This is a genomic window from Arthrobacter sp. YD4, from assembly GCF_030410515.1.
Classification (GTDB): Bacteria; Actinomycetota; Actinomycetes; order Actinomycetales; family Micrococcaceae; genus Arthrobacter.
Genome location: NZ_JAUHHD010000005.1, coordinates 110,286 through 126,741, shown reverse-complemented (window position 1 = coordinate 126,741; position 16,456 = coordinate 110,286). Strand labels below are relative to the sequence as shown.

Sequence of the window (16,456 nt, the reverse complement as noted above, 5' to 3'; positions counted from 1 at the left end):
CGTGGAGAGCACCCAGACCCCGGACGGCCCGGCCCGGCCCGAAACCGTCCGGCACGAATACCGCCCGCCCGCCGTCGAACACGGCGCCGTTACCGGTGGCGCCGACTCCGCCGCGCCGGCCAGGGGCTGGACCCGGAACGAGCTCGCCGCCCGCGTGGCGCGGGAGCTGCACAACGGCCAGTACGTCAACCTCGGCATCGGCATGCCCACGCTGATCCCGAACTACATTCCGGACGGCGTCGAGGTGGTGCTGCACTCGGAGAACGGGATCCTCGGCGTCGGGCCCTACCCGGCCGAGGACAGAGTCGACCCCGACCTGATCAACGCCGGCAAGGAGACCGTCACGGTCAACAAGGGCGCCGCCTTCTTCGACTCCGCCGCATCCTTCGGGATGATCCGCGGCGGCCACGTCGACGTCGCCGTCCTCGGCGCCATGGAGGTGGCGCAGAACGGGGACCTCGCCAACTGGATGATCCCGGGCAAGATGGTCAAGGGAATGGGCGGAGCAATGGACCTGGTCTTCGGTGCCAAGAAGGTGATCGTGATGATGGAGCACGTTGACCGCAACGGCAACCCGAAGATCGTGGAGCGCTGCTCCCTGCCGCTGACGGGCAAGGGCTGCGTGGACCGGATCATCACCGACCTTGCCGTCATCGACGTCGTGACCGAGGGTGGGACCTCGCGGCTGGTGCTGCGGGAACTGGCTCCGGACGTGACCGCGGAAGAGGTGGCCGCGGCCACCGGCGCCGAACTTTTCGAGGAAGACCAGGAACTCTCCGTATGACCACCAGCCACTCCCACATGGACGCCGACGCCGGCGGCGCGGGCCGCCGCGTTATCGAACAGCGCGGCCTCTACTTCGACGAGCTTGAGGAAGGCGTCGCCTACGCGCACCGGCCCGGCCGGACCGTGACCGAGACGGATAACGTCCTGTTCACCACCATGACCATGAACACCCAGTCGCTGCACCTGGACGCCGCCTGGAGCGCCGGGCAGCCCTTCGGCCAGCGGCTGATGAACTCCATGTTCACCCTGGCCACCATGGTGGGCCAGTCCGTGCCGCAGCTGACCCAGGGGACCATCATCGCCCAGCTGGGCCTGACGGATGTGTCCTTCCCGCACCCGCTCTTCCACGGGGACACGCTCTACACGGAGACGGTGGTGACCGGGAAGCGGCTCTCCTCGTCCCGGCCGGGCCAGGGCATCGTGACCATGGAGCACACCGGCCGGAACCAGGACGGCACCGTGGTGGCCCGCGCCACCCGCAGCTGCCTGATGTGGACCCGCGACGCGCACGCGGCGCAGGACACGGCGTCCCGGGACGCCGCCGGAAAGGGGACAATCGGAGTATGACCTTCCTGATGGGCCCCGCCCTGCTCTTCTGCCCCGCCGACCGGCCCGAGCGCTACCAAAAGGCCGCCGACCGCGCGGACACCGTGATCGTGGACCTCGAGGACGCCGTCGCCCCCGCGGACAAGCAGCGCGCCCGCGGGGCGATCCTGGCGCAGCTGGGCTCCGCCGGGGACGTTCCCGAACTGGATCCCAGCCGGACCATCATCCGGATCAACCCGGCCGGGACCGAGGAGTTCGAGAAGGACCTGCACTGCCTCAGGCACACCCCCTACCGGCACGTGATGCTGGCCAAGGCCGAGAGCGCCGAGCAGCTCCGTGAGCTTGAGGGCTTCAGCGTGATCGCCCTGTGCGAGACGGCGGCCGGCATCGTCAACGCTCCGGCCATCGCCGCCGAACCGAACGTGTTGGGCCTGATGTGGGGCGCCGAGGACCTGATCGCCTCCCTCGGCGGCACCTCCAGCCGGACCGACGACGGCGGCTACCGGGCCGTCGCCCTGCACGCCCGCTCCACCGTGCTGCTGGCCGCCCGCGCCGCCGGCAAGGAAGCGGTTGACTCGGTCTACGTCAACATCCCGGACCTGGACGGACTGGCCGCCGAGTCTCGCGACGCCGTCGCCTCCGGTTTCGGCTCCAAGGCCTGCATCCACCCGAACCAGGTGGCCGTGGTCCGGGAGGCCTACGCCCCGTCCGAGGAGGAGGTGGCCACGGCGCGCGAGCTGCTCGAGGCCGCCGCGGCCGCCGGGACGGGCGTGTTCCAGTTCCAGGGCAAGATGATCGACGGGCCCATCCTCAAGCACGCTGAGGCCACGCTCCGCCGCGCCGGGCACTAGCCTCCGGGGCTTTCGGGCCGCTTCTCAGCGGCGCCAGAGGTAGCGGTTCTCCGGCCGGCCGGCGGCGCCGTACCGCGGGGTGAGCCGGGCGAAGCCGTTGACCACCAGATACTCGAGGTACCGCCGTGCGCTGACCCGGGAGAGGCCCAGCCTCAGCGCGAGCCCGGCCGCGGACACGTCCTCGGGACTGGCCCGCAGCGCCTCGATCACCGCTTCCAGGGTGGGCCGGGACAACCCCTTGGGCAGCCGCACCCCGTCCGCACCGGCACTGACCCCCGCGCCGGTCCCGCCGCCCTCGGCCTCTGCCGCGTGACCCCCGGCAGCCTGCCCAGCCCCGGCCGCCGCGGTAGCACGCCGGGAGGGTGCCACCAACCGGTCGATCCGGTCCTGGTCCAGCGGCCCGGCCGAGGACCCTGCGGCCAGCTCGTCGCGCAGCGCCACGTACTCGTCCAGGCGCTCGTTCAGGGCCTGCGAGGTGAACGGCTTGACCAGGTAGTGCAGCACCCCTCCGGCCATCGCCGCACGGACAGTCTCCAACTCCCGGGACGCGGTGATCACCAGGACGTCCGTGGGCTGGTGCGGCCGGTTCCGCAGCTGCCGCAGCACCTCCAGCCCGGACATGTCGGGCAGGTGGATGTCGAGCAGGACCAGGTCCGGCAGCAGCTCCGCGGCGAGGTCCAGCCCCTGCCGTCCCGAGTGGGCGGTGCCGACGACGTCGAAGCCGCCGCGGGCCAGCAGGAACCCGTGATGGATCCCCGCCACCGCCACGTCATCGTCGATGATGAGGGTGCGTATGCCGCTCATAGCCGTTCCAGTGCCGCCTTCCGTGGGGCGTCCGGTCCCGCCGCCGGGGGAGCCGCCGCGGCGCTCCCCGCCGTGTGTGAAGTAACCGTGTCTGAAATAACCGTGTGTGAAGTAAGCGTGCTGAACGTGACCGTAAACCGCGCCCCGCCCAGGTCCGAACGGGTCACCGCCGCCGTCCCGCCGCGCCGCCGGGCAACGCGCTGGACCAGGGCCAGCCCGAATCCGCGGGTGTTCACGCCGTCGGTATCCTTGCTCGTGACCCCGGGGTCGAAGACCGCCTGCCGGGCCGCCTCCGGCACGCCCGGGCCGTCGTCTTCGACGGTGAGCACCCGTCCGCCGGCCGGGGTTTCGGTGAGGGCGACGGCCACGGTGCTGTCGTAGCCGGCGGCGTCCACGGCGTTGTCGATCAGGTTTCCCAGCACGGTGATGACGTCGTCGGTCCCGTCCGGGGAGCAGACCGAGTCCTCCGCGACCTCGATGTCGATCCCGCGCTCGGCGCACACCGTGGACTTGGCGATCAGCAGGGCCCGGACGCCGTCGTCGGTGATGCCGGCCGCCAGCGGACGGTTCACGAAGCCGGCATCGGCGGCGCTGCGGCCCAGGAACTCTACCGCCTTCGACTGTTGGCCCAGTTCCAGCAGCCCGGAGACGACGTGCAGCTTGTTCGCGAACTCGTGCGCCTGGGCCCGGAGCGCCTGCGTCACGTCCAGGGCGCCGTCCCGGTCCCGCAACATGGCGTGCAGCTCGGTCCGGTCCCGCAGGATCAGCACCTTGCCCACCTCCCGGCCGTCCACCGTGGCGGCGTTCACCTTGCCCAGGAGGATCCGCTCGCCGGAGAGGACCAGTTCCTCGGTGCTGGACCCGGCCGCGAGGAGCCGGTGGATGCCCGGCTCCAGGGAGGCGGTGGCGGGGGAGCCGAGGATCTCCTCGCCCACGCCCAGCAGCCGCCGGGCCTCGTCGTTGACCAGCACCACGGTGCCGTCGGCGTCGACCGCCACCAGCCCCTCGCCCAGGCCGTGCAGCATGGCGTCCCGGGTCTCGAGCAGCGCCGCGATGTCCTCCGGTTCCAGCTTGTAGATCCGCCGCCAGACCAGCTTGGAGATGTACATCGCGCCGAGGGACCCCAGCAGTGCGGCGCCCACCAGCCAGCCGAAGAGCTGCGGCAGGTCCTCGTAGAGGTCGGCGGCGAGGGTGCTCTCCAGGACCCCCACGGAGGCCGACCCGATCACCGCCCCGTTCCGGTCGAAGATGGGCACCTTGACCCGCCAGGACTCGCCGAGGGTGCCGGTCTGGGTTCCCACGTAGATGTCCCCGGCGAGCGGGACGGACGGGTCCGTGGAGACGTGCTTGCCGATCTCCTCCGGGTTCGGGTGGGACTGCCGCACGCCGAACTTGTCCGTCACCACCACATAGGTGACGTTCGAGGCTTGCCGGATCACCTCGGCGATCGGCTGGATGGTTTCCGCGGGGGCGGGCGTGCCGAAGGCGTTGATGACCGACGGGAGCCGCGCCACGGACTCGGCCACGCCGATCAGCCGGCTCTTGTACGCATCGCGCAGCTGCGCCTCCTGCATGCGGATGGTCACGACGCCGACGGCGGTGAGCACGGCCAGGACGATGGCCAGCTGGAGGGCCACCAGCTGGAAGCGGAGCGGAACGCTGTGAAACACCTCACAAGTCTGCCACCCGGGACCGCCGCCCGGTGCCGGAAGCCGGCCACGATCCGTGACCAATATGACCACTACTACCTCTACGTCCTAATACTGTCCCGGCACGTTGGCCGCTCCTAGGGTCGGGGAAGTGATTCCAATGATGTGCATCACATGTGTCCAAGGAGAGATCATGACGTTCCACCACACCTTCACCCGCCGCGCCGCCCTCACCGCCGGAGCGGCCGGCCTGGCCCTCACACTCGCGGCCTGCGGCGGCAGCACCGGCACCGGCAGCGCCGCCGGCACCGGATCCGCCGCCGAACCGGTCAAGAAGCTCAGCATCATCGTCCCCGCCAACCCCGGCGGCGGCTGGGACCAGACCGGCCGGGCCATTCAGGCGGACCTGCAGTCCAACAAGCTCGTCAGCTCCGCCCAGGTCACCAACATCGGCGGCGGCGGCGGCACCAACGGCCTGGCCAAGCTGGCCACCGAAAAGGACGCCAACACCCTGATGGTGATGGGCTACGTCATGGTCGGGGCCGTCGAGACCAACGGCGCCAAGTCCCGCCTGGAGGACACCACCCCGATCGCCCGCCTCACCGAGGAGCCCCTGGTCCTGGTGGTCCCGGCGTCCTCGAAGTACCAGTCCGTCAAGGACCTGGTGGACGACATCAAGGCCAACGGCAAGGGTGTGGCCATCACCGGCGGCTCGGCCGGCGGCGCGGACCACATCCTGGCCGGGCAGATCCTCAAGTCCCAGGGCGTCGGCTCGGATAAGCTGAACTACATTGGCTACTCCGGCGGCGGCGAATCCATTGCCGCGCTGCTGGGCAACAAGGTCCAGGCCGGCATCTCCGGCATCGGCGAATACGCCGAACAGGTCAAGGCCGGCAAGGTCCGCGCGCTCGCCGTCTCCGGCAAGGGCGAGGTCCCGGCGCTGCCCGGCATTAAGCCACTCACCGAGCAGGGCATCGACGTCGTGCTGACCAACTGGCGCGGCGTGGTGGCCCCCGGCTCCATCGACGACGCCCAGAAGACCAAGCTGACCGAACTCGTCACCAAGCTGCACGAGACCGAGGCCTGGAAGTCCACCCTCAAGAAGAACAACTGGGACGACGCATTCCTGGCCGGCGACGGCTTCAAGACCTTCCTGGGCGAGGACATCACGAAGGTCAAGACCACGCTGACCGAGATCGGCCTGGTCAAGTAACAGTGTCCGCCCCAACAACAGAGTCCACCCACGTGGAGGCGCCCGCCAAGCGGCCTCTCGGGGAGATTCTCTTCGCCCTCCTGTTCGTCAGCATCGGCGCGGCGGGACTCCTGACGGCGGGATCCATCCCGATCCCGCCGTCGGAGACCGGCATCGGCCCCCGTGCCTTCCCCTACATCGTCTGCGGCACCCTCGTGGCCGTCGGCACCGGCATCGTCATCCAGGTCCTGCGCGGCAAGGTGGGCCAGGCCGAGGAGGGCGAGGACCTCGACGCAGACGCCTCCACAGACTGGGTGGCCCTGGCCAAGCTGGTGGGCTTCGTGGTGCTGCACATCGTCCTGATCGAACCCGCCGGCTGGCCCGTGGCCGCGGCGGTCCTGTTCAGCGGGGCGGCCTGGACCCTTGAGGCCAAGCCGCTCTGGAAGGCGATCGTCGTCGCCGTGATCATGGCACTGCTCCTGCAGTACGTCTTCGGCGGCCTGCTGGGCGTGTCCCTGCCCCCGGGCCCGCTGTTCGAGGGGGTGCCGTTCTTCCATGGATAGCATTACGTTCCTGCTTGACGGCTTCGCCAACGCCCTCCAGCCGGTCTACCTGCTCTACGCCCTGGGCGGCGTCTTCGTCGGCACCGCCGTCGGCGTCCTCCCGGGCATCGGCCCGGCCATGACCGTGGCACTGCTGATGCCCATCACCTATGCCCTGGATCCGGCCGCGGCGCTGATCGTCTTCGCCGGCATCTATTACGGCGGCATGTACGGCGGGTCAACCACGTCGATCCTGCTCAACACCCCCGGTGAATCCGCCTCGATCGTCACCGCCCTCGAGGGCAACAAGATGGCCAAGGCCGGCAGGGGAGCGGCCGCGCTGGCGACGGCGGCGATCGGTTCGTTCATCGCCGGCACCATCGCCACGGTGCTGCTGTCCTTCCTGGCCCCCGTCGTGGCGGAATTCGCCGTCGGCCTCGGCCCGGTGGACTACGTGGCACTCATGGTGGTGGCCTTCCTCACCGTCGGCGCGCTGCTGGGCGCCTCGGTGCTCCGCGGGCTCGCGTCCCTGGCCCTGGGCCTGTTCATCGGCCTGATCGGCATCGATGACAGCACTGCCCAGCAGCGCTTCACCTTCGACAACCCCAACCTGGTGGACGGCATCGACATGGTGCTGGTGGCCGTGGGCCTTTTCGCCCTGGGCGAGGCGCTCTACGTCGCCTCCAAGCTCCGGCACGGTCCGGTGGAGGTCATCCCGGTCAGCAAGGGCAAGAACGCCTGGCTGTCCAAGGAGGACTGGAAGCGGTCCTGGAAGCCGTGGCTGCGCGGAACGTTCATCGGCTTCCCGATCGGCACGGTCCCCGCCGGCGGTGCGGACGTCTCCACGTTCCTGTCCTACGCGGCGGAACGGCGGCTGGCCAAGGGCGAGAACCGGCGCCAGTTCGGCAAGGGCGCGATTGAGGGCGTCGCCGGTCCCGAGGCGGCCAACAACGCCGCCGCAGCCGGTGTCCTGGTGCCGCTGCTGACCCTAGGTATCCCCACCACCGCCACCGCGGCGATGATGCTGACCGCGTTCCAGCGCTACCAGATCCAGCCCGGGCCGCTCCTGTTCGAAAACCAGGGCGCCCTGGTGTGGACCCTCATCGCCTCCCTGTACGTGGGCAACCTGATGCTGCTGGTGCTGAACCTGCCGCTGGTGGGCCTCTGGGTGAAGATCCTGCAGATCCCGAGGCCGTTCCTCTACGCCGGCATCCTGGTCTTCGCGGCCCTCGGGGCGTTCTCGGTGAACTTCTCGCCGATCGACGTCGGGGTGCTGCTGGTGGTGGGCATCCTGGGCTACTTCATGCGCCGCTACGGCTACCCCGTGGCGCCCATGGTGGTGGCGATGATCCTGGGGCCGATGTTCGAGGTGCAGCTGCGGCGCTCGCTGCAGCTCTCCCAGAACGACCCCACCGCGCTGTTCTCCACCCCGTTCGCAGTCGTGGTCTACGCGACCATGGCGCTGATCTTCCTGGGTTCCTGGTGGCTGCGCCGCCGGCAGGCCGCCCTGGAGGCGGTCACCGAGAAGGAATCCGTGTCCGTCTAAGGCGGGAGCATTAGCCAGGCCACCGCGCCTGTTTGCCACGAATGGCCGGAATGGTACCCACCATTCCGGCCATTCGTGTCAGATCGCTGCGTTCCCGGCGGGCACTCAGTCCTCCGGCGGCAGGGACAGCGGCGGGATGGACTCCTCGAGCAGGATCCGGACCCAGCGCTGGCCGGTGGCGCGGAACTCCGCCCGGGTGGCGAAGCGGTAGTGGAAACTCCGGGCCCGCACCCAGCGCGGCCGGGCGCCGTCGAACGGGTCCTCCCGCAGCAGCCGCAGCGTGGGCCGGTCTGCCTCCAGCAGCTTCGCCAGGAACGCGTAGAACCATTGCTCGTGCACGCTGCGCAGCGGCAGGAACCACATCAGCCAGTCCAGCCGCAGGTGGTACGGCGCCCACTGCCGCGGCAGCCGGCGGACATCTCCGGGCTTGCCGCGGAACCCGTACTCCCGCCAGTCCGCCGTCTCGTCCGGCTCGGCGTCCAGGGTCCCCTCCACCACGATCTCGATCCGCTGCTTGGTCACCGAGCCGAACGCCCCGTAGGCATTGACCAGCTGCCAGCGGTTGAACGCGGCATTCATCAGCTGGTACGACGAGACCAGGTTCGCCGCCGGGCGGTAGCTGAGCACCAGCAGCAACACGGTGGCCAGGCTTACCAGCACCAGCCAGGGCAGCGGCGCTGGCGAGCCCTCCGTTGACACGACACCTCCCGCCGGCACTGCTCCCTCCGCCGCACCCGGGGGCCGCCAGCCGGACGGCAGGCCGGGGAACAGGGCGTGCAGCACCGGATCGCTCACCGCCGCGAAAGCCAGCAGAATCGCCATCCAGTTCAGCCACGCGAAGTTGCCGCTGGCCACCAGCCACAGCTGGGTGAACACCACGATCCCCGCGGCCACGGACGCCAGCGGCTGCGGGGCGAACAGGAAGAACGGCACGACCAGCTGGGCGCCATGGTTGCCCAGGACCTCCAGCCGGTGCCAGGCCTTCGGCATCAGGTGGGCCTGGCGGCTCAGGGGCCCGGGCATCGGCTGGGTTTCGTGGTGGTAGTACAGCGCGGTGAGGTCCCGCCACTCCCGGCCGCCGCGGATCTTGATCATCCCCGCCCCGAATTCCAGCCGGAACAGCAGCCACACCAGCAGGAGCAGGACGGTCCGCGGCGGGGGAGTCTGCTCCGAGCCGAGGAACCCCACGGTGAACCCAGCCTCCAGCAGCAGCATCTCCCAGCCGAACCCGTAGAACGTCTGGCCCACGTTCACGATCGACATATACAGCAACCAGAGCGCCAGGAACGCCAGCAGCGGCAGCCACGGCGGCCCCTGCTGCGGCAGGCCCAGCACCAGGGCGGCGCCGACCACCATCCCAACGGCGCAGACCGCGCGCAGCAAACGGTCCGAATAGTGCCAGGCGAACAGGGTGGGCCGGAGCGGGCGCCGGGCCCGGGCCAGGAACGAGGGCGCCGGGAGCAGTCCGCGCTCGCCGAGGAGCGCCGGAAACTGGTTCAGCGAGGAGAGGAAGGCCACCACAAAAACGGCCGCCACGCCGCGCTGCAGCACCTGCCGGGCGAATCCGTAGTCCGGCGCGTCAAACCAGGCCGTCCACTCCACGATTCCCACGGTACGCCGCCGCCGGAGGGCGTCAAGGCGCGGCCGGGGCAGTGCCGGTGCGGGATACTGGAGGCATGAAGCCGCGCAGCATTGTCCTCCTCGGATCCACCGGGTCCATCGGTACCCAGGCCCTCGACGTCGTCGACGGGGCGCCCGACCGGTTCGAGATCGTGGCGCTCAGCGCGGGCGGCGGCAACCTTGAACTCCTGGCCCGGCAGGCGGTCCACACCCGGGCCCGCGCCGTCGGCATCGCCGCCGGCGACCCGGCCGGGCTGCAGCGCCTGATTGACGACGCCGCGCGCGCTGCCGGGGTGACCGGCTACCGTCCGGAGATCCTCGCCGGCCCGGACGCCGCCACCCGGATCGCGGAGATCCCCGCCGACGTCGTCCTCAACGGCATCACCGGCTCGATCGGCCTGGCCCCCACCCTCGCCGCCCTGAAGTCCGGCGCCACGCTCGCCCTGGCGAACAAGGAATCCCTGATCGTCGGCGGCGCCCTGGTCAAGGCAGCCGCCCGCGAGGGCCAAATCGTCCCGGTGGACTCCGAACACTCCGCCATCGCCCAGTGCCTGCGCTCCGGCACCGCCGCCGAGGTGGACCGCCTGGTCCTGACGGCCTCCGGCGGTCCGTTCCGCGGCCGGACCCGGGCCGAGCTGCTGGACGTAACCCCGCAGGACGCCCTGGCCCACCCCACCTGGGACATGGGCCTGATGGTCACTACCAACTCCGCCACCCTGGTCAACAAGGGCCTGGAAGTGATCGAGGCGCACCTGCTCTTCGACATCCCGCTGGAGAAGATCGACGTCGTGGTCCACCCGCAGTCCGTGGTGCACTCGATGGTGCAGTTCACCGACGGATCCACCATCGCCCAGGCCTCCCCGCCGGACATGCGCCTGCCGATCGCCCTGGGCCTCGGCTGGCCGGACCGGGTTCCCGGCGCCGCGTCCCCGTGCGACTGGAGCCGGGCCACCAGCTGGACGTTCGAACCGCTGGACGCCGGCGCGTTCCCCGCCGTCGGTCTGGCCAAGGACGCCGCCCGCCGCGGCAGCACCTACCCGGCGGTCTTCAACGCCGCCAACGAGGAAGCCGTGATGGCCTTCCACGCCGGCCGGATCCGCTTCCCCGACATCGTGGACACCGTCGAGGCCGTCCTCAGCGAGCACACAGGATCCTCCGGGCTGACGGTCGAGGCCGTGCTGGATGCTGAAACGTGGGCACGCGCGCGGACCCTCGAGCGTTTGGCCGTAGGAACCCCCGCCACCCCCAGCCAGTCCGTGCCCAGGAAGTAGCCAGACCCAGCATGAGCCCCGTTCTCCTCTTCATCCTCGGCGTCGTCTTTGTCGTGATCGGCATCGCCGTGTCCATCGCCCTGCACGAGGTGGGCCACCTGGTGCCGGCCAAGCTGTTCAAGGTCCGCGTCACCAAATACATGATCGGCTTCGGCCCGACCCTCTGGTCGCGGCGCCGCGGCGAGACCGAGTACGGCGTCAAGGCCATCCCGCTCGGCGGCTTCGTCTCGATGATCGGCATGTACCCGCCCAACCCGGAGGACGGCACCGTCCGGGCCTCCAGCACCGGCATGTTCCAGTCCCTGGCCGCCGACGCGCGGTCGCTGGCGCACGAGGAGATCGGCCCCGAAGACCGGGACCGGGTGTTCTACCGGCTGCCGGTCTGGAAGAAGATCATCATCATGCTCGGCGGCCCGGCCATGAACCTGCTGATCGGCCTCGTGCTGACGGCCGTGCTGCTGATGGGCTTCGGCGTGGCGGGCTCCACCACCACCATCGCCGACGTCTCCAAGTGCCAGGTCAAGGCCGGGGAGACCGTGGACCCGAACTCGCAGGACTGCAAGCTCACCCCCGCGGCCGCTGCCGGGCTGAAACCGGGCGACACAATCACCTCCTTCGACGGCAGGCAGGTCACCAACTGGGACGAGCTCACCGGCTGGATCCGGGCCTCGGCCGGCAAGACCGTGAGCGTCACGGTCCAGCGCGACGGCGCCCCCGTCACCACCACGGTGACCCCGGTGCTCTCCTCCCGCCCGGTGGTCGGCGCCGACGGACGCCAGGCCAAGGACGCGGACGGCAAGCTCCGCTACCAGGACGTCGGCTTCCTCGGCATCGGCCCGCAGTCGGCGCTGGTGCAGCAGCCGGCCTCGGCGGTGCTCCCGATGGCGGGGGAGAACATCAAGCAGATCGCCGGCGTCGTCCTGAACCTCCCGGCCCGCGTCGTGGGCGTGGCGCAGGCGGCCTTCAGTTCGGAGCCGCGGGACCCCAACGGCCCGATCAGCGTGGTGGGCGTCGGCCGGGTGGCCGGCGAGGTCGCCGCCATGGAACAGGTGCCGCTGCAGAGCCGGCTCGCCACCCTGGTGGGCCTGCTCGCCGGGCTGAACTTCGCCCTGGCCGTCTTCAACCTCGTCCCGCTGCTGCCGCTCGACGGCGGCCACGTGGCGGGCGCGCTGTACGAGGGTTTCCGGCGCCGGATCGCCAAGCTCTTCGGCCGGCCGGATCCGGGGGCGTTCGACATCGCCAAGATGTTGCCGGTGACCTACGTGGTGGCGGCGCTGCTGATGGGCATGTCCGCGCTGCTGATCTACGCCGACATTGTCAAACCGGTGAATCTTTTCGGCTGATTCCCGCTGCTAAGCCAGTTTGAGCTGATTTTTGATAATCAGCTTTAGATGGTTGATCTTTCTGAATCAGCCGCCTAGGGTTGCGGTATGTACGTCCTGACGATTGACCAGCGCGGCAGCAGCACCGATGTGGACCGGGTTCCCGGGCTGCTGGCGGCGCTGGCCCGGCTGGTTCCCGGAGCCACCTTCGAACGCTCCGTCGGCGACGAGCTGCAGGGGGTGCTGCAGTCGCCGGCCGAGGTGGTGGACACCGCCCTGCACGTCCTTCGCGACGGCCACTGGTATGTCGGAATCGGCGTCGGGGCCGTGGACCAGCCGCTGCCTGCCAGCCCCCGTGAGGGCTCCGGGCCGGCGTTCGTGGCGGCCCGGCTCGCGGTGGAGCGGGCCAAGGCCGCCGGGCATGTCCCCCTCGCCGTCGAAGCCGGCACCGCGGGGACCCCGCGCCGCGGGGCGGCCTCCCGTCCGGCCGGCTCCGGAGACGGCGCCGCCGGGACACCGGCCGCGCCGCCGGGAGAGCGGGAGGCTGCCAATGCCGAGGCGGTCCTGCGGCTGATCGGCCGCCTGGTCCAGGACCGGACCGCGGCCCAATGGAAGGTGGTGGACGCGCTCCGTGACGTCCGCGACGGGCGCTCAGGCACCCACGGCAGCCAGAAGGCCGCCGCCGCCGCGCTGGGAATCACGGAGCAGTCGGTGAGCCGTGCCCTGCTTCGCTCCGGCTGGCAGGAAGAATGGGCGGCACGGCCCGCGGCAGAAATGCTGCTGGCCCTGGCCGACGGCCAGACCGCGGGCGCGGACGGCCACGCCGCGCGCACCCCGAGCGAAGGAGACCGGTGAACGCCCTCTGGATCACACTGGCGCTGCTGATTGCGGGCTTTGCCGGCTGGCCGGTTACCGCCCTGGTCTTCCGCCTGGCCCGCACCATCGACGACAGGGCCGACGCCGGGCAGTCGGCCGACGCGGTTGACGGCACCACGGGCAGCGACGCCGACGGCGGTCCCGGCTGGAGCGACGCCGACGCCGGTCCCGGCTGGAGCGACGATCCCACGGACGGGGCGGCAACCACGGCCGCCGGAACCCCGGCAGTCCCGGCCGCACCAAGCACTGAGACTCCAACCCCCGAGACCCCAGCCCCCGGCACCCCAACCCCCGCGCCCGTCCCGGCGGTCGCCGTCGGCACCCGCATCCTGCGCGGCGGGGCGATCATCGGCGTGCTGGAACGCCTCGCCGTCGCCCTCGCCATCCTGGCCGGGCAGCCCGTGGCCATCGCCTATGTGGTCGCCATCAAGGGCCTGGGCCGGTTCGCCGAACTGAAGGAAACCCCGGTCGCGGCCGAGAGGTTCATCATCGGCACCCTCACCTCGATGCTGTGGGCCGCCGGCGTGGCCGCGCTGGCGAGGGTTCTGCTGCAGGCCTGAAACCGGGCCGATGGATGGGAACCCGGCGGACTGGGGGATAGGGTAGCGGTATGACTGTTTTTGCTGTTGAGTACGTTTACGACGCCGAGTCCGCCGAATCCCGCGCCGCCGCCCGCCCCGCCCACCGGGAATGGACCGCCGGCCTGGCCGAGGACGGCACCCTGCTGGCCAGTGGCCCGTACTCCGACGGCGCCGGCGCGTTGCTGATCCTCAAGGCAGCCGACGAGCAGGCCCTGAGCGAGCTGCTCAAGCAGGACCCGTTCGCCGCCGCCAGCGCCATCTCCGGTATCCGCACCACGGCCTGGGCGCCGGTGACCGGCCTGCTGGCCGGCCACTCCGCCTAAGCGGCCCGCCCACCCTTCGCACTACGCTTCGATCCCAGAGGAGTCCCCGTGACCTCGGTCAGCCTCGGAATGCCGTCGGCACCGCCCCCCGTTCTTGCCCCGCGCCGGAAAACCCGCCAGATCAAGGTCGGCTCGGTCGGCGTCGGCTCCGACTTCCCGATCAGCGTGCAGTCCATGACGACCACGCCGACCACGGACATCAACGCCACCCTGCAGCAGATCGCCGAACTCACCGCCTCCGGCTGTGACATCGTCCGCGTGGCCTGCCCCTCCGCCGACGACGCGGAGGCGCTGCCCATCATCGCGAAGAAGTCGCAGATCCCGGTGATCGCGGACATCCACTTCCAGCCGAAGTACGTCTTCGCCGCGATCGAGGCCGGCTGCGCAGCGGTCCGGGTCAACCCCGGCAACATCCGCAAGTTCGATGACCAGGTCAAGGAAATCGCCCGCGCCGCCAAGGACCACGGCACCTCCATCCGGATCGGCGTCAACGCCGGCTCGCTGGAGCCCGGCATCATGAAGAAGTACGGCAAGGCCACCCCGGAGGCGCTCGTCGAGTCCGCCGTCTGGGAAGCCTCGCTGTTCGAGGAGCACGGCTTCCACGACTTCAAGATCTCGGTCAAGCACAACGACCCCGTCGTCATGGTGGCCGCCTACGAGATGCTCGCGGAAAAGGGTGACTGGCCCCTGCACCTCGGCGTGACCGAGGCCGGCCCCGCCTTCCAGGGGACCATCAAGTCCGCCACCGCCTTCGGCGCGCTGCTCTCCCGCGGTATCGGCGACACCATCCGCGTGTCCCTCTCCGCCCCGCCGGTGGAGGAGGTCAAGGTGGGCAACCAGATCCTGCAGTCGCTGAACCTGCGCCCCCGCAAGCTCGAGATCGTCTCCTGCCCGTCCTGCGGACGCGCCCAGGTGGATGTCTACACCCTCGCCGAGGAAGTCACCGCCGGCCTGGAGGGCATGGAGGTGCCGCTGCGAGTGGCCGTCATGGGCTGCGTGGTGAACGGACCCGGCGAGGCCCGCGAGGCTGACCTCGGCGTGGCGTCCGGCAACGGCAAGGGCCAGATCTTCGTCAAGGGCGAGGTCATCAAAACCGTCCCCGAGAACCAGATCGTCGAAACACTGATCGAAGAGGCTATGCGCCTCGCCGAAGAGATGGGGGAAGCCGATGGCGAAGATGCTGTCAAGGGTGGCCCCGTGGTTAGCGTTTCGTAAGGACGGTACCCAGGCCGGTGCCGCCGTCCGCCTCCTCGGCGCCGGCGACACCGGCACCCTCCGCGATCTCGCGCGGCGCGACCCCGTCGCGAACGTCTTCATCCTGTCCCACCTCGAATCCGCCGGCACCGCCGCGCCAACCGCCGGCGGCGCCAGCATCCTCGGCGTGTTCGACGGCGGGACCCTCGTCTCGGCGTGCTGGGCCGGGGCCAACCTGGTGCCGGTCGAACTGGACACCGACCTCGCGCCCCTCGTCGCGGCCGCGGCACACCGGGCCGGTCGCCGCTACGCCTCCATCTTCGGCCCCGCCGAGGCCGTACTGGCGCTGCACGCGGCCATGGAGGACCTGGGGCACACGGCCCAGGAGATCAGGGCGGACCAGCCGCTCATGACCATCAGCGGCACGCCGCTGATCGGGCCCAACCCGGCGTTGGGCTTCGGGCAGATGGCCGACTTCGACCGCATCCTCCCCGCCTGCGCCGCGATGTTCGAGGAGGAGGTGGGCTACTCGCCCTACCTCGGCGGCCGCGAGTTCTACAGCCGGCGGGTCAAGGGGCTGATCCGGGCCGGGCACTCCATGGTCCACCTCGGGCCCGACGGCGAGGTCATCTTCAAGGCCGAACTCGGCGCCGTCACATCCGCCGTCACGCAGGTCCAGGGCGTCTGGATGAACCCCACCCACCGCGGTCTGGGCCTCAGCGCCGGGTACATGGCCGCCGTCGTGCTCCTGGCCCAGCGGCTCGCGCCGGTGACCAGCCTCTACGTCAACGACTTCAACGTCCGTGCCCGGGCCAGCTACGAACGGGTGGGCTTCGAACAGGCCGGCAGCTTCGCGACGGTGCTTTTCTAAGTCCGTGCTCTTCTAAAACCGCGCTCTTCTAGGACGGTGCCGTCCACCCCGCCCGAGACACGTCATGTCACCGACTTGTGACAGAAATATAAGGGCACACTCTTGTTTTGGCGACGGGGATCACATAGGTTCTAGCTAGCCGCGCCGAGAAGGCGCGAGCGGTCTCAGGGGGAAACCACCAACTGGCCCCGCAGCCGCCCGGAAGGGCAGGCTCGAGCCAGGGTTAACAGCCTTGATAAAAGCGGCACTGGGGTCGCGGGGCCGCGCCACGACGGATGACCAGCCGGAAACGGCCAGGGGCTTCCACGCCGGGGCGCGGCCCTTCCCATTCCCTGACGCCTGCCGCCCCGGGGACCCGCGTCGTCCGGGAACCTGCCCCGGGAACCCGCGTCGTCCGGGAACCCGCCCCGCGGTGAGGCGGTAGATTGGTAGCTGGACATTTCGTGCCTCCCCGGAGGCCCCGCATTTCTCAGAAACGGATA

General features: G+C 70.4%; 16 protein-coding genes. 13 read left to right on the top strand and 3 right to left on the bottom strand.

The genetic code is table 11. From position 1 onward, the window contains the following. The first annotated feature begins 1 nt into the window (after position 1). Genes QWJ39_RS13570 through QWJ39_RS13560 form a run of 3 tightly spaced genes read left to right on the top strand, consistent with a single transcriptional unit; the run spans position 2 to position 2,183 of the window. On the top strand, positions 2 to 784 hold the full coding sequence (locus QWJ39_RS13570) for a CoA transferase subunit B (protein ID WP_290258384.1): 783 nt from the start codon (positions 2 to 4) through the stop codon (positions 782 to 784). Beyond that, positions 781 to 1,353, top strand: coding sequence for a MaoC family dehydratase (locus QWJ39_RS13565; protein ID WP_290258383.1), 573 nt, complete (start codon positions 781 to 783; stop codon positions 1,351 to 1,353). Before QWJ39_RS13570 ends, QWJ39_RS13565 begins: the two co-directional genes overlap by 4 nt. Then, the gene (locus QWJ39_RS13560; protein ID WP_290258382.1) at positions 1,350 to 2,183 is read left to right on the top strand and encodes a CoA ester lyase; all 834 of its coding nucleotides are present in this window, start codon (positions 1,350 to 1,352) and stop codon (positions 2,181 to 2,183) included. Before QWJ39_RS13565 ends, QWJ39_RS13560 begins: the two co-directional genes overlap by 4 nt. Positions 2,184 to 2,207: 24 nt before the next feature. On the opposite strand, the gene QWJ39_RS13555 is transcribed toward QWJ39_RS13560, so the two are convergent. Then, positions 2,208 to 2,987 (bottom strand): response regulator, encoded by a 780-nt coding sequence (locus tag QWJ39_RS13555; protein ID WP_290258381.1) that lies wholly within the window; start codon positions 2,985 to 2,987, stop codon positions 2,208 to 2,210. Further along, entirely contained in the window at positions 2,984 to 4,657 is a 1,674-nt protein-coding gene (locus QWJ39_RS13550; RefSeq protein WP_290258380.1) for a sensor histidine kinase, read from the bottom strand. The genes QWJ39_RS13555 and QWJ39_RS13550 overlap by 4 nt, the downstream gene beginning before the upstream one ends. 172 nt (positions 4,658 to 4,829) lie before the next feature. Between QWJ39_RS13550 and QWJ39_RS13545 the strand changes: the two genes are divergently transcribed. The 3 genes from QWJ39_RS13545 to QWJ39_RS13535 are packed head-to-tail and all read left to right on the top strand — an operon-like array spanning position 4,830 to position 7,916. Further along, positions 4,830 to 5,849, top strand: coding sequence for a tripartite tricarboxylate transporter substrate-binding protein (locus QWJ39_RS13545; RefSeq protein ID WP_290258379.1), 1,020 nt, complete (start codon positions 4,830 to 4,832; stop codon positions 5,847 to 5,849). 2 nt (positions 5,850 to 5,851) lie between these two features. Then, the gene (locus QWJ39_RS13540; RefSeq protein WP_290258378.1) at positions 5,852 to 6,391 is read left to right on the top strand and encodes a tripartite tricarboxylate transporter TctB family protein; all 540 of its coding nucleotides are present in this window, start codon (positions 5,852 to 5,854) and stop codon (positions 6,389 to 6,391) included. Beyond that, positions 6,384 to 7,916 (top strand): tripartite tricarboxylate transporter permease, encoded by a 1,533-nt coding sequence (locus QWJ39_RS13535; RefSeq protein WP_290258377.1) that lies wholly within the window; start codon positions 6,384 to 6,386, stop codon positions 7,914 to 7,916. The genes QWJ39_RS13540 and QWJ39_RS13535 overlap by 8 nt, the downstream gene beginning before the upstream one ends. Before the next feature lie 105 nt (positions 7,917 to 8,021). Here QWJ39_RS13535 and QWJ39_RS13530 read toward each other — a convergent pair whose 3' ends face one another. Then, positions 8,022 to 9,518: a lipase maturation factor family protein gene (locus tag QWJ39_RS13530; protein WP_290258376.1), complete on the bottom strand. Its 1,497-nt coding sequence runs from the start codon at positions 9,516 to 9,518 to the stop codon at positions 8,022 to 8,024. Between the two features lie 74 nt (positions 9,519 to 9,592). Here QWJ39_RS13530 and dxr point away from each other — a divergent pair, with 74 nt between their 5' ends. The 7 genes from dxr to QWJ39_RS13495 all read left to right on the top strand — a co-directional run bounded on the left by dxr (position 9,593) and on the right by QWJ39_RS13495 (position 15,974). Then, positions 9,593 to 10,807, top strand: a complete 1,215-nt coding sequence (gene dxr / locus QWJ39_RS13525) for a 1-deoxy-D-xylulose-5-phosphate reductoisomerase (protein WP_290258375.1) — start codon at positions 9,593 to 9,595, stop codon at positions 10,805 to 10,807. An 11-nt stretch (positions 10,808 to 10,818) separates the two neighbouring features. Next, complete coding sequence (locus QWJ39_RS13520) at positions 10,819 to 12,150, top strand: site-2 protease family protein (protein ID WP_290258374.1); 1,332 nt, start codon at positions 10,819 to 10,821, stop codon at positions 12,148 to 12,150. A gap of 87 nt (positions 12,151 to 12,237) precedes the next feature. Further along, entirely contained in the window at positions 12,238 to 12,984 is a 747-nt protein-coding gene (locus tag QWJ39_RS13515) for a MarR family transcriptional regulator (protein ID WP_290258373.1), read from the top strand. Then, positions 12,981 to 13,565, top strand: coding sequence for a hypothetical protein (locus tag QWJ39_RS13510; protein ID WP_290258371.1), 585 nt, complete (start codon positions 12,981 to 12,983; stop codon positions 13,563 to 13,565). The genes QWJ39_RS13515 and QWJ39_RS13510 overlap by 4 nt, the downstream gene beginning before the upstream one ends. Before the next feature lie 50 nt (positions 13,566 to 13,615). Next, on the top strand, positions 13,616 to 13,909 hold the full coding sequence (locus tag QWJ39_RS13505) for a YciI family protein (protein ID WP_290258370.1): 294 nt from the start codon (positions 13,616 to 13,618) through the stop codon (positions 13,907 to 13,909). A gap of 48 nt (positions 13,910 to 13,957) precedes the next feature. Then, positions 13,958 to 15,124, top strand: coding sequence for a flavodoxin-dependent (E)-4-hydroxy-3-methylbut-2-enyl-diphosphate synthase (gene ispG, locus QWJ39_RS13500; protein WP_290258369.1), 1,167 nt, complete (start codon positions 13,958 to 13,960; stop codon positions 15,122 to 15,124). Continuing rightward, positions 15,087 to 15,974 (top strand): DUF4081 domain-containing GNAT family N-acetyltransferase, encoded by an 888-nt coding sequence (locus QWJ39_RS13495; RefSeq protein ID WP_290258575.1) that lies wholly within the window; start codon positions 15,087 to 15,089, stop codon positions 15,972 to 15,974. Before ispG ends, QWJ39_RS13495 begins: the two co-directional genes overlap by 38 nt. Positions 15,975 to 16,456 lie beyond the last annotated feature (482 nt).

Coding starts and splice junctions, on each gene's coding strand:
- QWJ39_RS13565 (WP_290258383.1), top strand. CDS start 781: ATGACCACCAGCCACTCCCACATGGACGCCGACGCCGGCGGCGCGGGC.
- QWJ39_RS13560 (WP_290258382.1), top strand. CDS start 1,350: ATGACCTTCCTGATGGGCCCCGCCCTGCTCTTCTGCCCCGCCGACCGG.
- QWJ39_RS13555 (WP_290258381.1), bottom strand. CDS start 2,987: ATGAGCGGCATACGCACCCTCATCATCGACGATGACGTGGCGGTGGCG.
- QWJ39_RS13545 (WP_290258379.1), top strand. CDS start 4,830: ATGACGTTCCACCACACCTTCACCCGCCGCGCCGCCCTCACCGCCGGA.
- QWJ39_RS13535 (WP_290258377.1), top strand. CDS start 6,384: ATGGATAGCATTACGTTCCTGCTTGACGGCTTCGCCAACGCCCTCCAG.
- dxr (WP_290258375.1), top strand. CDS start 9,593: ATGAAGCCGCGCAGCATTGTCCTCCTCGGATCCACCGGGTCCATCGGT.
- QWJ39_RS13520 (WP_290258374.1), top strand. CDS start 10,819: ATGAGCCCCGTTCTCCTCTTCATCCTCGGCGTCGTCTTTGTCGTGATC.
- QWJ39_RS13515 (WP_290258373.1), top strand. CDS start 12,238: ATGTACGTCCTGACGATTGACCAGCGCGGCAGCAGCACCGATGTGGAC.
- QWJ39_RS13505 (WP_290258370.1), top strand. CDS start 13,616: ATGACTGTTTTTGCTGTTGAGTACGTTTACGACGCCGAGTCCGCCGAA.
- QWJ39_RS13495 (WP_290258575.1), top strand. CDS start 15,087: ATGCTGTCAAGGGTGGCCCCGTGGTTAGCGTTTCGTAAGGACGGTACC.